At 56.7% G+C, this 14,906-nt stretch carries 14 protein-coding genes; all 14 read right to left on the bottom strand.

All coding sequences use genetic code 11. The features are described from left to right. Positions 1-3 precede the first annotated feature (3 nt). The gene (locus ABJ205_RS04165; protein WP_348157497.1) at positions 4-408 is read right to left on the bottom strand and encodes a hypothetical protein; all 405 of its coding nucleotides are present in this window, start codon (positions 406-408) and stop codon (positions 4-6) included. 23 nt (positions 409-431) lie between these two features. After that, positions 432-1,346 carry an NAD(P)H-binding protein gene (locus tag ABJ205_RS04160; protein ID WP_348157495.1) on the bottom strand — a complete coding sequence of 305 codons (915 nt, stop codon included), beginning with the start codon at positions 1,344-1,346 and terminating at the stop codon, positions 432-434. 10 nt (positions 1,347-1,356) lie between these two features. Further along, positions 1,357-2,499, bottom strand: coding sequence for a glutamate 5-kinase (proB, locus tag ABJ205_RS04155; protein WP_348157493.1), 1,143 nt, complete (start codon positions 2,497-2,499; stop codon positions 1,357-1,359). Continuing rightward, positions 2,484-3,554: a GTPase ObgE gene (gene obgE / locus ABJ205_RS04150; protein ID WP_348157491.1), complete on the bottom strand. Its 1,071-nt coding sequence runs from the start codon at positions 3,552-3,554 to the stop codon at positions 2,484-2,486. The genes proB and obgE overlap by 16 nt, the downstream gene beginning before the upstream one ends. Positions 3,555-3,658: 104 nt before the next feature. Beyond that, complete coding sequence (locus ABJ205_RS04145; protein WP_348157488.1) at positions 3,659-4,594, bottom strand: hypothetical protein; 936 nt, start codon at positions 4,592-4,594, stop codon at positions 3,659-3,661. A 215-nt stretch (positions 4,595-4,809) separates the two neighbouring features. Further along, the gene (locus ABJ205_RS04140; RefSeq protein WP_348157486.1) at positions 4,810-5,553 is read right to left on the bottom strand and encodes a Bax inhibitor-1/YccA family protein; all 744 of its coding nucleotides are present in this window, start codon (positions 5,551-5,553) and stop codon (positions 4,810-4,812) included. A 150-nt stretch (positions 5,554-5,703) separates the two neighbouring features. Continuing rightward, positions 5,704-6,516, bottom strand: a complete 813-nt coding sequence (locus ABJ205_RS04135; protein ID WP_348157484.1) for a pyrroline-5-carboxylate reductase dimerization domain-containing protein — start codon at positions 6,514-6,516, stop codon at positions 5,704-5,706. 58 nt (positions 6,517-6,574) lie between these two features. Continuing rightward, a complete protein-coding gene (locus ABJ205_RS04130; RefSeq protein WP_348157481.1) occupies positions 6,575-7,081 on the bottom strand; it encodes a YbjN domain-containing protein in 507 nt (168 codons plus the stop codon). Between the two features lie 181 nt (positions 7,082-7,262). After that, positions 7,263-8,669, bottom strand: a complete 1,407-nt coding sequence (locus ABJ205_RS04125; protein WP_348510010.1) for a tetratricopeptide repeat protein — start codon at positions 8,667-8,669, stop codon at positions 7,263-7,265. Positions 8,670-8,801: 132 nt separating this feature from the next. Then, positions 8,802-10,580: a cell division protein FtsZ gene (ftsZ, locus tag ABJ205_RS04120; protein ID WP_348157475.1), complete on the bottom strand. Its 1,779-nt coding sequence runs from the start codon at positions 10,578-10,580 to the stop codon at positions 8,802-8,804. Between the two features lie 180 nt (positions 10,581-10,760). Beyond that, a complete protein-coding gene (gene ftsA / locus ABJ205_RS04115) occupies positions 10,761-12,104 on the bottom strand; it encodes a cell division protein FtsA (RefSeq protein WP_348157473.1) in 1,344 nt (447 codons plus the stop codon). A 14-nt stretch (positions 12,105-12,118) separates the two neighbouring features. Continuing rightward, complete coding sequence (locus tag ABJ205_RS04110) at positions 12,119-13,021, bottom strand: FtsQ-type POTRA domain-containing protein (protein ID WP_348510009.1); 903 nt, start codon at positions 13,019-13,021, stop codon at positions 12,119-12,121. Beyond that, a complete protein-coding gene (locus tag ABJ205_RS04105) occupies positions 13,014-14,000 on the bottom strand; it encodes a D-alanine--D-alanine ligase (RefSeq protein WP_348160673.1) in 987 nt (328 codons plus the stop codon). Before ABJ205_RS04105 ends, ABJ205_RS04110 begins: the two co-directional genes overlap by 8 nt. Beyond that, on the bottom strand, positions 13,997-14,905 hold the full coding sequence (murB, locus tag ABJ205_RS04100) for a UDP-N-acetylmuramate dehydrogenase (RefSeq protein ID WP_348160675.1): 909 nt from the start codon (positions 14,903-14,905) through the stop codon (positions 13,997-13,999). Before murB ends, ABJ205_RS04105 begins: the two co-directional genes overlap by 4 nt. Between the last annotated feature and the right edge of the window lies 1 nt (position 14,906).

Below are 14,906 nucleotides of genomic sequence, written 5' to 3'. Positions count from 1 at the left end.
CGCTTATTCAGCGCCGATCCGTTCAAGCACCCACACCTCGCTCGTATCGGGGTCTGTGGTGCGCCAAATGCTGTCTTCGCCAATCGCGTCAACATAGCACTTCTCCTTTGCTCCCTCGACATCCGGAGTGAAGCATGGAGTTTCCGGAGATTTCTGCTCGAAGCGTCCTTCTTCGGCGATCTCACCGGCTTCGTCGGTGAAGATGTATGTGCCATCTGGGCGCAAGTCTTCGAGAAGGACCACACCTGTATCGCTGGTCGCGCGGTATCGACCTTCGGGAGGCGCACCATCGGCGGCCATGACCGGCCCGGGGCTTGGTTCCTCCGTTTGAACGTCCGCCGGCTCGCCAGTGCCATTGCTGCAGGCCGTCAGTGCGATGAACGCAGCCGCGATTGCTATATGTCTCATAATTCCCCCCTCGATTTTCATTTTTAGAGCCAACCTTGCTCTTTGTACCATTCGGCCGTCATCTTCATTCCGGCCTCGCCGTCCCATACGGCCTGCCAGACCGAAATCGGCGGCGCGCGGCGTAGGTCGCTCACCCAGTCCTTGTGCAGCATATAGCCAACGCGGTCTTCGGTAAGTTTTGCTTTCCCGCCGCGAATAAGACCATCAAGCTTTGCGCCCCATTGCATAACAATAGGCGGAAGCGGGGCAGCCACAGCATTGGGATTGCCTACCGCCTCTCCAATCATCTTCGCCAAATCCTTGTGCGTGTAGCCATAGGCGTTGTCGTCCCATGGTTCGTACATCTGTCCTTTGGTTTTGGGGGTGAGCGGCACGAGCGCCACCAAAAGCCGCGCCAAATCCTCAACATGGATAAGCGAGCTTGCCCCTTCTGGCGGTACGGGAACAAAGCCCAGCTTGGCGGCTTTGAAGAGGTCGAGATAATCCTTATCGCCGGGGCCATAGACACCGGGTGGACGCACGACGGTCCAGTTAAGACCGCTATTTTCCACCAGCTTCTCAGCACGTGCTTTCGAGGCTCCGTAGGCAGAAAGGTCAGGTTCACGCGCCGAGAGTGAGGAGACAAAGACAAAGCGTTCAACACCCACCTTCTTCGCCGCCGCAATCATGTTCGCGGTGCCGGTGACATTGGCCGCTTCAAAACGCCCCACATTGGGAGTGTTGGTAAGCCCAGCAATATGGATCACGGCATCGCAGCCCAGCACGAGCTCCTCCAAGGCAGCTTCGGTGTCGAGAGCGCCCGAAACCCACTCCACCCCGTCACGCGGGGGCGCTGGTTGCCGGGTGAGTGCGCGAACCTTCATCGCTTTGTGCAAAGCCACGTCAAGCGCCGCCTTGCCAACAAAGCCCGTTGCACCCGTGATCGCTACTTTCGTCATTCGTCAATTCTCATTCGTGCACCATATGATCACGGTGGACGACTGCAGCGCGCGGGGCATAGCCAAGCTTTGCCTCCTGCTCTGAACCTTGAAGACCAAGGATCGTCCGGCATTCGTCGAAGGAATATTCGACAAGCCCCTGCCCCAGCCGTTCACCCTTGGGACCGTGGAGGCTGACAAGAGCGCCGCGTTGAAACTCCCCTTCGACCTCGATCAGGCCAGCGGCGAGCAAACTCGCTCCGTCCTGAAGAGCGCTCACACAGCCTGCATCCACTGTCAGCGCACCTTCCAAAGCGAGCCTGCCGCCAAGCCAACTCTTGCGCGCATTGTCGCTGCGCACAGGTAAGAATACCGTGCCGCGATCGGCTCTGACTGCTGTGCTAATGGGTGCCGGGTGCGTGCCGTTGATGATCGCCAAAGCAATCCCAGCGCGTTCGGCAATGCGAGCGGCCTGAAGCTTGGACAGCATGCCGCCCGACCCCATGCCCGAAGAGCTCTCACCTGTCGCCATCGCGATGATTTCAGGCGTTACGCCTTCAACGCGTTGGATCAGTTCAGCACCCTGTTCGCTCGGCGGTTTATCATAAAGGCCATCTACGTCGGAAAGCAGCAGCACCGCATCTGCATTGCCCGCCTGCGCCACGCGCGCGGCTAATCGGTCATTGTCGCCAAAGCGAATTTCTTCGGTCGCAACGCTGTCATTCTCGTTGACCACAGGCACCGCACCTGCCTCTAGCAGCCGGTCTAAGGTAGCAGCGGCATTCAAGTAGCGGCGGCGGTCTTCAAGGTCGTCCAGCGTCACCAGCATTTGCGCCGCCACGAGTTCGTGTGCTCCCAACACATCGGCCCAAAGCTGTGCAAGAGCCACCTGACCCACAGAGGCCGCGGCCTGTGCATCAGAAAGGCTTGCGCGCCCTCCTTTGGGTAGGCCAAGCCGCGAAGCTCCTAAGGCAATGGCACCAGAGCTAACCACAATGATCTGAGCGCCCCTTGCGCGAAGTTGTGCCAAATCCTGAGCGAGTGATTGGATAAGCGCGGTGTCCGGCTCACCATCGCGCACCAGAAGAGCGCTGCCAACTTTGACGACCATGCGTTTGGCGTCAGCGATATCCTTGATTGATGAAACCGCGACCAGATCTAGATCGGCGACCATTCGCCCTCTTCCCCACTGCCAAGCGTGCTTTCATCCTCGACTTCAACAGTCTTCGTCTCAGTTGCGGTGCGGTCGGGTAGGTAGGAGAGAACCGCGTCGAGCAATTCCTCAATCCCTTCGCCGCTAACACCAGAGACGGTGAAAACCCTGTCTGCGCCTGCATCAAGCAGCTCTTGCGAGAACGCCTCGCCAAGCTCTTTATCCGCCAGATCAAGCTTATTGAGAGCCACGAGCTGCGGCTTATCCTCAAGGCCCGCGCCATAAGCAGCCAGCTCTTCGCGGACCACCTGCATGGCTTCGGCAGGGTCATCGCCAGCGATATCAATCAGATGGATCAACACCCGGCAGCGCTCGATATGCCCCAGAAAACGGTCGCCAATCCCTGCGCCATCTGCTGCACCTTCGATAAGGCCGGGAATATCGGCAAGCACAAACTCGCGTGCCTTGTGACGCACCACGCCCAGTTTCGGCACGAGGGTCGTAAAGGCATAATGCCCCACCTTCGCCCGCGCATTGGAAACCGCATTGATGAAGGTCGACTTGCCCGCATTGGGAAGACCCAAAAGGCCCACATCAGCCAGCAATTTCAACCGCAACCAGACCCACATCTCTTCTGATGGTTCACCGGGTTGATGTTGACGCGGTGCGCGGTTGGTCGAGCTTTTGTAAGAGGCATTGCCGCGTCCGCCCATGCCTCCTTCGAGGAAAACCACGCGTTGACCCAATTCGGTAAAGTCTACGAGTACCTCTTCTTTGTCCTCGGAAAGGACCTGAGTGCCCACGGGGACTTGGATCACAAGATCCTTGGCACCCGCACCTGTCTTGTCCTTGCCTTGCCCGTGTTGACCGCGCTTGGCTTTAAAGTGCTGGGAATAACGAAAGTCGATAAGCGTGTTGAGGCCCGCAACCGCCTCAAGCACGATATCGCCGCCCTTGCCGCCCTTGCCGCCATCCGGGCCGCCATACTCGATATATTTCTCACGGCGGAACGAGACCGCGCCAGGCCCGCCAGCGCCCGATTGCAAATAGATTTTCGCCTGATCGAGAAAGTGCATTGTTTTAAAGCCTCAAGCGCCAACAGGCGCACAGCCGCAGGTTTTGCGGCTCTGTAAGTTGGCAGCTGCACTAGAGTGCTAGCGTCATCACCGCAAGGCAAAGGCTAACTTGGGCTGTTGTCCTCAGGTTCGCTCGCCACAGGCTGCGTCACAGGCTGAGAAACAAAGTTCTCCTGAACTGGTACAACTGGCACATCAGCCCCTGTCTCCTGATCGGTAACCGCTCCTGCGGCCGTTGTCGGCTTAGCCAATGTCGCCGCCGGATCGTTTTCCGCATTTGGCACCGGCACACCGTTGTTGCGCGCCGCTTGAACCGCGACCCAGCCTGGCTGCGACGGACCATAGCGTTCACCATACTGCGCATCCCATTCGGCCGACAGGCGCTGATAACGCTCATAATCGGTGAAGAATGTCTCAAACGGCGCCTCAAGAAGTGCGAAATTTGCTCTCGAAAATGCTTCTGGCTCGCTTGGCGGAGCGGCAATCGCACGGTTCGAAATATCAAGCGCGGCTCTACAGAAACCTGCCCTCGCAGGCGGTAGCGCGAAGTAGTTATATACCGAAGTCATATGCTCTTCGCGCGCCAAAATTCCAGCACGGCGACCCCCATTTTCGCTGCGATATCTCGCCTCGACCCGATCATTCACTCGTTTTAGTGCACTGGAATGATCGCTGATATAGGAGCTGTAGGCGGTGAGGATCGGTTGATACTGCGCTGCTGTGCAATTGAGCGCTGCAACGTTCCAAGCGGAGCGGAAGTGCCAAACTGTCTCGTCATGAGAGCGGCCTGCATTCACCGTAATTCGCTGTCCATTGGCATCTTTGCCGGGCATTTGCATCACATAGGACGCGCCGCCCGGTGGAAGGGGGCGATAGGGAATTCGTTCGACAGGAGGCGGAGCAGGAGGCGGTGGAGGTGGCGGAGGTGCAGGCGTTGCACAGGCCCCAAGCAAGGAAACCGCAAGCGCTACTGCGACGATACGAACCGGAGCGCTCTTTCCATCAGCGTCTTGATAGGTTTGAGCCGCGTCGTTTTTCATTGTCTTTATCCCTCACCCCATTTAGCAGTCTGCATCTGCAAGCATGGCTGGAACGGCTGTTCAAGGCAATGGCGGTATCCCGCAACAACCCAAATTTACATCACTTTAGCCCCGTTTTGGCCGGGTATCCTCATGCCAAAGAAAGTGCCCGAAGCCTATAACAAGGCTCCGGGCATCTTTAGGTTTCAACAGCTGAATGCCGGGTGAGCGCTCGATTATTCGCGGCTACCCAAGAAGTTCAGCAGGAACATGAACATGTTCACGAAGTCGAGATACAGGCTTACTGCGCCCATGATGACCGCTTTACCCATGAAGTCAGAGCCACGAAGGTACTGATAATCGTTCTTGAGACGCTGCGTATCGTAGGCGGTGAGGCCTGCGAAGATCAGGACGCCAAGACCGCTAATCACGAAAGCCATCGTTTCAGACTGCAGGAACCAGTTGACGACCATCGCGACGATCAGACCAACCGCACCCATAATCAAGAACGAGCCCATGCCGGACAGGTCCTTTTTCGTCGTGTAACCAAAAAGCGATAAGCCTGCGAAGGCGGCGGCCGTTGCAAAGAAGGTCACGGCGATGGATTCGCCTGTGAACACCAAGAAGATCGTCGACATCGACAGACCCATGACCGTAGCAAACGACCAGAACACGATTTGCAGCGTGCCTTGGCTCATCTTGTGAAGGCCAAAATTCATCGCAAGGATAAATCCAAGCGGCGCAAGTGCCACGATCCACATCAACGGACCACTTGCAAACACATAGGCAAGGCCAGTTGCCGCAGCACCGGCCGCAACAATGCCAGTCAGCAAAATCGCGGAGGCCATATAGTTGTAAATTGAGAGCATGTACGAACGCAGACCTTCGTCATAGGTCTCGCGCCCTGCGACATCACCGCCAGCCCGCGGCACAGAGCCAAAGGCTGAGTCAGATTGTTGTGTGTCTTTCCAGTCAGACATTTTGGATCCCTTTTGTCTCCAATAGTGACGCGGAAATACGCGCCTTCTATGGATAGATATTGGCAGTTTGCACGCAATTTTCAAGCAAAACTGCTAGTCTATTCGAAGAATTTCGTTCACATACGCGCTATTTATCATTAACAAATCGTATCAGTTGACTCCGGCAGACAACTCGGCTCCGCGACTGGCCGTGCCTTCAAGCGTGCGGATAAGCAGTTCAACCAGCGCTTTATCGCTGTCCAGCACGTTGAGGCCTTCTCGCGTCATCCCGCCTGGGCTGGCGACTTGATCTGCAAGGACACTCGGTGATGCGTCGGCGTTGGCCGCGAGAGTTGACGCACCATCAACCGTCGCAAGCGCTAATGATGTTGCTTGATCTCTTTCAAGACCAAGCTCCACCGCTGCCTCGGCCAATGCATCAATGAAACGATAAACAAAGCCGGGGCCCGACCCTGCAAGCGCGGTTACAAGATCATATTTGGCTTCTTCCTCTAGCCAGAGCGCCGTTCCAAGCGGATTGAAAAATGCAAATGCGTGGGTGCGATCACTTTCGCCCATTCCCGTTTCAGCAAGAATGATCGGAGATTTGTTCACTCGGCAGGCGAGGTTGGGCATTACCCGGATATGGGAAGAGGCACTGGGATATGCCGCTTTGAGCTGTTTCAATGTGATCCCTGCAAGCAGGGAATAAACCGCGATTCCTTCGCCAGTAAGCGCCTGAATTTCTGGCGAACGCTGCCCCAATTGTTGAGGTTTGAAACCGAGCATCACCGCATCGTGGCCTCCCGCTGCAACAGCTTCTGATACGTCACGGTAAAGGGGAACGCCGCCTGGCGCAGCCTCAAGCGACTTGCTTAAGATCGAGAACCGCATGGGTTCGAAACCGGCAGCAAGCCACCCCGCCAACATAGCGCCCGCCATATTACCGCAACCGATGATAAGAAGTTTTTTGATCTGGGTCATCGCCTTCCCTTTCTGATCCGCCTGGTTTTAATCACCAGGGTGCAAGGCCCTTATGTGGCTACGCTTCCCCGGCTGCGTCAACCATCGCTGCATCCAAAGCTGCGCGCGGCGATTTATCTCCCCACAGCACGAACTGGAACGCGGGATAGAAACGGTCACATTCGTCGATCGCATTTTCAACCAGCGTTTGAGCCTGCTGGATCGATAACATCCCATCATCGCCAAGAAGAGCGCCATGGCGATAAATAAGCACATCACCTTGAGACCAGATATCGAAATGCCCGAGCCACACTTGCTCGTTTACGAGGCTAAGCAATTCATATGCGCTTTGCTTTTTCTCAGAGGTGACACGGATATCGGGCAGGCACAAAAATTGGAGCACATTGTCCGCAGCGCGCCAAATCGCCCGCAATTGGTATTTGGCCCAGCTTCCCTGAACTTCGCCGACCATCTCATCTTCAGAGACGATTTCGCAGTCCCAATTGCGAGCCTCAAACAATGCTGCAAGCATCTCAATGGGAGCTGCATCATCATTAGAAGTGAATTCAGCTTCGCGCGGTCTCATTGATCACCTCGAACGAAGTGAACCGAAAACTGTCGGAGGGGAGGGGTGTTGTTTTGCATCGATTGGAGAGATGCACGCACGCTACCCTGTTTGGCAATCCGTCGCCCCTCCAACTCTTGGGGAGAAGTGTTTTGCCTTGTTCAAACCCTGTGCACAGAAAGCCGGGGAAACACGCAAATTCTCAGTTAAGTTCTTTTACTTCAGTACCTTCTGGACTTATGTAGGTAAAGGTCTCGATCCCCTTCTCACCCAAGGCGTTGACCAAGCTGCGCGCTGCACTGCTGCTTTCAAACGGCCCTGCCAACAACCGGTTAGCTTGACCCCATGGCGTGACATGGGGACTAAACTCTCCAAGCAAATCCGGGGCTCTGCGAGAGAAACGGCGCCAATCAAAACCAAGTGCGCTAACATCGCGGCCTGTCGCCAGTTGCACCCAGATACGGCGCGGGTGCAGCGTTTTTTCAGGTTCAGGAGCCGGCTCCACCTCGCGCGGAACATCAAGCGCGGCGATATCGACGGCATCTTCGGTTGCTTGAACCGTTGGCAAGGAAGCGCCATCGAGATCGGCAAAAGCATCCGCGACGCTGGCGAGAGGTGTGCTTGCCAGTGGCGGTGTCGATCCAGTCTCACGAATTGCGATCTGGGGCAGACTCGAACCTGTATCAGCTTGTACAAGGTCAGGTGTCTGCTCACTCGCTGGAGGGCTGTTTGCTACAACTGGACTGCCAAGAGGCTCGCCAGCAGGTTCCAGCAGCGAGCCGCTTTCACTCTCACGAGCAAAACGGGCAATGCGTGGGTCTTCCCGGCCGATATCGGCGGCCCGTGGGAAGATGCCAAGATTGGCAGCCGCTGCCTGCTGTGCTGGAGTGAGACGCGGCATATAGGCAAGATAGGGATTGATGCGCGCAGACAAATCGCGCGGCATAATGGAGTTCACAATCCCCTCTGCCCTTTCCTGCTCACCCAAGATCGCAAGGCCAAATGCGCGGGTCCGAAACGCCGCGACGTCGCGGGACTCGATTAAAGGGGCAAGTGTGTCCTGAAAACCGGAAGAATTGCGGGAGATCGCCTGACTGATTGCAAAACGCCGCCGCGCTTCATCATCCTGAGGTGTGAGCTGCAATGCGGACGCATAAGCAATCTGTGCTGATGCCTGATCCCCGACCAAATCATAGGCCAAGGCGCGTGCGCCAATAACATCACGCAATTGTGCGCCTGCGCCTTCGGCCTCTTGTAACAGCGGCAAGGCTTCAACCGGTCTACCAGAACGCAAGTAAACCTGCGCCAGCCCCAATTTTACCCGCGCATCATTTGGATCCAGTTCGGCTGCGCGGCCATAAAAGCCAATTGCTGCATCCAGATCGCCGACAGCCATAGAGGCGTCACCTGCCTCACGCAGTGCCGAGACACTTCTTGGCTGGCGAGCAATTTCGAGCAAGGCGCGGTTGAGCCGCTGCACTTGTGGGGACGGTAAAGGCTGCACCACTTCGCGCGACGTGGAGTTCTGCGCAGTGGCAGCCGTGAGAGAAGTTACAGTGATGGCCCCAATAAATGCTGCACCAAATGCGCAGCGAAAGCCCGTGGTCAAATAGCGTTTCACACACGCGACGTTAACAGCAGTTGAGTCCAGTGTAAAAAGGTCCAGCGCCCGGATTAGGACAAGCAGCCTTCCTCAGCCGATAGGCCGAGAAATCTGCGTGCGTCGCGATCATCGAAAGGCTTATTGGTTGTTTTGACGCCCAAGGAACCGCGGGATCGACAGAGCTGGCGCATCATCGCCATCACTGTCTTCATCATCATCTTCATCATCCGAAGAACCTGAAGAACGCGAGAGGTTGGCCATGCGTTCAAACAGGGTCGCACCGCCGGCTCCTGAACCGCCGCCCGATTCACCACCAGAGCTGCCTCCTCCAGCTGTGCCGCCAGCTGTGCCGCCAGAACCAGCACCCGTGCCGCCTTCTGTACCGCCACCAGAGCGCGCTTCTACAGGTTCATCTCGCTGTGCAAGACGGTCTGCGTCCGAGAGGAGATCATCGCCCCCAGATGAACCGGCTGCATCTTGTGCAGCTGCCCATTCGGCCGGTGAAGATTCTTCAGCGGTCCCGTCCTGGAATTCGGAACCAAGGTCGAGCGTATCTTCGTCTGCTGGAAGAGCATCCTCATCTTCAGCTCCGCGCAATCCAGCAAGAGGATCGATTATCTCGTCAACGTCGTCGCTGGCATCGCCCATGTCGTCGCCGGCTTGCATGCCGGACAAGTCGAATGGTTCTGAACCGCCCGCTTGCTCGCCAGCATCATCCTCGACTTCCCGCGCGGCTTCCGCCTCAGCCTGATCATCGCCTTGCTCTTCCGAGAAGTCGGTCATTGGCATTGGAATCGCCGGAATTCGCGGGGCCGGGTCTGACACAGGTTCTGGTGCCGGGGCGGCTTCCGCATTGGTTTCGGCTTCCCCCGCCAGATCAAGCACTGGGCGCTTGGGCGGGCGCGAAGCGGTTAGCCCTTGCGGGATCGCACGCGGAGCTTCAGCACCGGCGACCTGCTCTATGCCCGTGGCAACCACGGAAATACGGATCTTGTTATCAAGGTCAGGATTAAATGCGCTGCCCCAAATGATATTTGCATCTTCGTCGACAAGGTCACGAATGTAATTGGCCGCTTCGTCCAGCTCCATCAGCGTCATGTCTTCGCCGCCGATAATTGAGATAATTACCCCGCGCGCGCCTTGCATGGAGACACCGTCAAGCAGCGGATTCGCGATTGCTTGTTCTGCCGCGTTCAATGCGCGGTTTTCGCCCTCGCCTTCGCCCGTGCCCATCATCGCCTTGCCCATCTCGCTCATCACTGCGCGAATGTCGGCAAAGTCGAGATTGATAAGGCCCGGATTAACAATCAAATCGGTGATCGAACGCACGCCTTGCTGAAGCACCTCATCAGCCAGTTGGAAGGCCTGCCTGAAGGTCGTCTCAGGCTTGGCGACCAGGAACAGGTTCTGGTTTGGAATAACGATCAGAGTGTCGACATTCTCTTGCAATTCGGCAATGCCCGCTTCGGCAGCGCGCATGCGGCGCGTACCCTCGAACAAGAATGGCTTGGTCACAACGCCTACTGTCAAAACGCCCTTGCGCCGAGCAGCCTCAGCGATAACAGGCGCGGCGCCTGTGCCAGTGCCGCCGCCCATGCCAGCGGCAATAAAGACCATGTTGACGCCCTCGAGCGCTTCTTCGATCTGCTGAACGGTTTCTTCGGCTGCTGCCTTGCCCACTTCGGGACGAGCACCTGCACCAAGACCGCCAGTAATATCTGGTCCCAGCTGAATGCGTGTTTCAGCAGGAGACGAGCTCAATGCCTGCGCATCGGTATTAGCGACGATAAACTCGACGCCCTCAATCTCGGATTCGATCATGTTGGTGATTGCGTTTCCGCCTGCTCCACCAATCCCGATAACTGTAATCTTGGGACGGAGGTCATCCGTCGCTGCTGGTCCGATATTGATGCTCATGGCTTAATTCCTCCAGACCTTTGGTCTAGTTCCTACACGCCTAACCTAAGATTAGACTTCTGTGACACATTCGCGATGTGTCCGTTATACTTAACATTTCATTATCCACAGCGGGCATTTCCTGCTCGTTTTCATGGATTTACAAAGGCGCGGCCCAAACTGCTGAATTCGGGCGCCATTTTAGAAGTTCTCTTTCAACGCTCGCCATAGACGAGAGAGCCCCGCGAACAGGTTTACAGAGCCACCAAAATCATTGTTCTCGCTATACCGCGTACCCACTGCGCGAATATCAATAGGATCAATTGCGGCATAAAGACAAAGACCAGCAAGCCCGGAAAAGCCCGGGGTCGCATGAGCTTCTGGTAAGCCTGTAAGCGTTGGCGCGCGCCCTATACGCACCGGCATGGCAAGCGCACTTTGCGCAAATTCCGCTAGCCCAGCGAGCTCTGCTCCGCCGCCAGTTAACACCACTTGACCACCGCGAACGCCCGCAAAGCCGAGTTCCTTTAACGCCTTGCCAATCTCGCCCATCAGTTGCGCTTGGCTTTGTGTGATGACTGAAATCAGTTCTGCGCGTGCAATACGGTTTTTATCATCTGCACCTCGTGCATTTCCACCTGATCCCGCTTCGGTGTCACTTGGTCCGTGTACCGGGATCATCTCACGGTGATCACTTGGCGAGGCAATGGCAGAGCCTGATACGCATTTGAGGCGCTCAGCCTGGAACCGCCGAATACCGAAGGCGCTTGCCACTGCATCGGTGATATCGCCTGACCCCAAGGGGATCGAACGAAGGCCAAGTAACATTCCTGCTGCAAAAACAGATACACTGGTGACGTCAGACCCAATCTCAACCAAAGCAACACCAAGGTCACGCTCTTCTTCGGTGAGGCAGGCATAGCCTGAAGCAAGAGGAGCAGCCACGACCGCTTCAACATCAAGGTGGGCGCTCTGCACCGCTTCCATGAGGTTGCGCACCGGTGCACCATCGGCAAGCATCACGTGAATATCTACACCGAGCCTTTCTGCATGAAGGCCGCGCGGATTGGCCACGCCGTGTGCGCCATCAAGCGTGTAGTGCGCCGGGATGGCGTGAAGCACGCTGCGTCCATCGGGATGGATACGGTCACGCGCTTCTAACAGGAGGTGTTCAATGTCTTCTTCTTCAATGCGGCGACCGCCAATGTCAATTTCAACTGTTGTCGTCGTGCTTTTGAGGCCAGCGCCTGCACAAGCAATCCAAACGCTTTGCACATTTGTGCCAGCATTCTTTTCCGCGCGTTCAATCGCATCGCGAATGGCATAAGTTGCCGCCTTCATATCGGTGACATAACCGCGCTTGACCCCGTTGCTCGCCCGGTGCCCTGAGCCAAGGACAACAAGATCGCCGGTCTCCGTCTCGCCCATAATCATGGCTGAAATACGAAATGATCCCACATTGACCGCTCCGAACACCTTGGCGAGGCGCGCCTTGGAGGGGACAGGCTTAGATGCGGTCTTGGTAGCGGGTTTGGTTCGGGCCATTGGTGCAGTTCCTGTTACGTGCCGCTGATCTCGACAGCATCGGCCCGGCCCGGCACACGCATGTAAATGCGAGGCGGTGAGCGCATATCAAAAGTTGCGACTTGGCCGCCAATCAGGCGGTTTTGCCCATCCATGCGGGCGAATTTAATAAGAGCGTTGGCCGATGTCTCAGCCCCTTCTGGAAGGGCGAGCACTTGTCCGCTCTTGAACGAGAGGTTCCAACGGCGGTTACCTACCCATTCCGCGCTTTCCAATTGCGGAACCAGGGCTGGCACTGAGGCAAGCAAAGTCTCAAGCGGAGCAACCTGTTTCGCAGCGCCCGGACCAGAGATACGCATTTTATCGCCGGTCTGATCCTTGGCGACCGGCTCCAATTCCACCCCTGCGGCATCGATCAACATAAGGCGATCGGGTTTTTCAAGCACCGCATGCGGTTTGCGTTCAACTATGTCTATGGCGAGCGTTGAAGGAAGTTGAACTGAAACACGTGCATCTTTGACCCATGGCAGCTCGCGCAATTCCTCGCGCAAGGCTTCCAATTCAACCGCCGGCATTGGCCGGTCTTTTTGGGCCAGTGCGCGGGCATAGATTTGCTGTTCATCCATCCGGTCCGTGCCCGTGACTCGCACATGCTTGACCTCGAACCCTGCATCAGAGGCGAGCAAAGCAACTTGGCGCTCGGCCATGGCGGGAACACCGGCCAGGTTCGCAATTACAAAGGCAATACCCACCGCGCCGCCAATGATGATGGTGAGCCAAATTGTGCTCCATTGCTCTTCGGTAAAAGGCAGCCATCCCATGATGGTATCAAGAATACCGCCAGTTTTCGCTTTGGCACGGCGCGCGGTCGCGGCGCGGCTTTGCGATTTGGCCGCGCGGCGAACGCCCTTGCTACCTGAACGCGTGATTTTAGCCATTTGCGTCCTCCGCTCGTTTGATTTTGTCTTGATGAACCCGGACCGCTTCCATCACTATCAGTTCAACCAGCTCGGCATATCCAATGTCCGCTACGCGCGCTTGTTCTGGCACAAGGCTTAACGGGGTCATGCCCGGCTGTGTGTTGGTTTCGAGGACGAAAAGGCCCTCCTCGCCCAATTCTTCGTCCCAGCGATAGTCCGTGCGGCTTGCACCATGACAACCAAGCACTTTGTGCGCCCGCACGGCATAGTCTTCGCATAGTGCCGCGATTTCAGGCGGGATTTTCGCAGGACACACATGCTGCGTGCGCCCTTCTGTGTATTTGTGCTCGTAATCGTAGAAACCGGTCTCGATGATAAGCTCGGTCACGCCTAGCGCTTTTGGTCCCGCTGCACTGTCAATCACTGCTGTGGTGAGCTCGCGGCCTTTGATGAAGGGTTCGGCGAGCAGTTCGCCAAATTCCTGCCAAGGCCCCTTTGCGCCGCGGGCAATCGGGTTGCCGACATTGCTGTCCTCGGTGATAATCGCAACGCCCACCGATGACCCTTCGTTCACGGGTTTAAGCACATAAGGGCGCGGTAACGGGTCGCGTTCGTGCAATTCCTTGCATGACACGATCCGTCCGCCCGGCATTGGAATACCGTACGGTGTAAGCGCTTGCTTGGTGAGCTGTTTGTCAATCGCGATGACCGAGGTGGCGAGACCAGAATGTGTGTAGGCGATGCCCATAAGGTCGAGCATACCCTGCACGCTGCCATCCTCACCAGGCACGCCGTGGAGCGCATTGAACACGACGTCGGGTTTTGCCGCCGCGATCTTGGCTGCGACATCACGGTCCATATCGATCTGTGTCACGCGGTGCCCGTTCATCTCAAGCGCATCAGCAACGCCAGCCCCAGACATGAGAGAAACCTCACGCTCATTCGCCCAGCCGCCCATCAGGACGACGATGTGAAGAGGGATTGCAGGAGGGTTCATTCCCGGCCCACCCGGCGGATTTCCCACTCTAGCTGGATTCCGGAATTGGCCTTTACTTTCTCGCGCACCAGCTCGCCTAGCTCTTCGATATCTGTCGAGGTCGCCGTGCCCGTGTTGATCAGGAAATTGCAGTGCTTTTCGCTGACCTGTGCCCCGCCATGGGTAAACCCTCGAAGCCCCGCATCATCGATCAGTTTCCAGCTCGAATGCCCTACCGGGTTCTTGAAAGTCGATCCGCCGGTCATTGAACCGATGGGCTGGCTGTCTTTGCGAGTGTTGGAGATGCGGGCCATGTCGGCTTTGATCTCTTCGGCGTCTCCGGGGAAGCCTTCGAAACGCACCGCGACCACAACCGCGCCCTCTGGCAATGCTGAGTGGCGATAAGAATATTTGAGGTCCGCATTGGTAAGCGTGACGAATTCGCCGCCCGGCATAATTACGTCGCAATCTTCCAATACATCGCAAGTCTCACGGCCATAGCATCCACCGTTCATTTTGGTGACACCGCCAACCGAGCCGGGGATACCAATAAAGAAGCGCAAGCCATCGATGCCAGCCTTCGCAGCGCGGCGTGCCAATACGCTCACCGGAGCAAATGCGCCTGCCTCGATTGTGGTCTCACCAGTCACTTTGACCTCGGAAAACGGCGCGCCCAATTTGATCACAACTCCCGGCACACCGCCATCGCGGATGATCATGTTAGAGCCCACACCCAAAGGCATCACAGGAACGCTGGGATCAAGCGCTTCGAGGAAGGCTTTGAGGTCATCTAGGTCAGCAGGTTCAAACAGCCAATCGGCATTGCCCCCGCTCTTAAACCAAACGTGTTTGGCCAAGGAGGCGTCCCGAGTGAGTTTACCGCGAACAATGTCATCTGGGATCAGCGACGTTGTTTTATTATTCATT

The organism is Erythrobacter sp., assembly GCF_039988855.1.
Lineage (GTDB): Bacteria > Pseudomonadota > Alphaproteobacteria > Sphingomonadales > Sphingomonadaceae > Erythrobacter.
The sequence above is the reverse complement of the archived record's forward strand: the minus strand, read 5'-3'. Positions and strand labels throughout refer to the sequence as shown.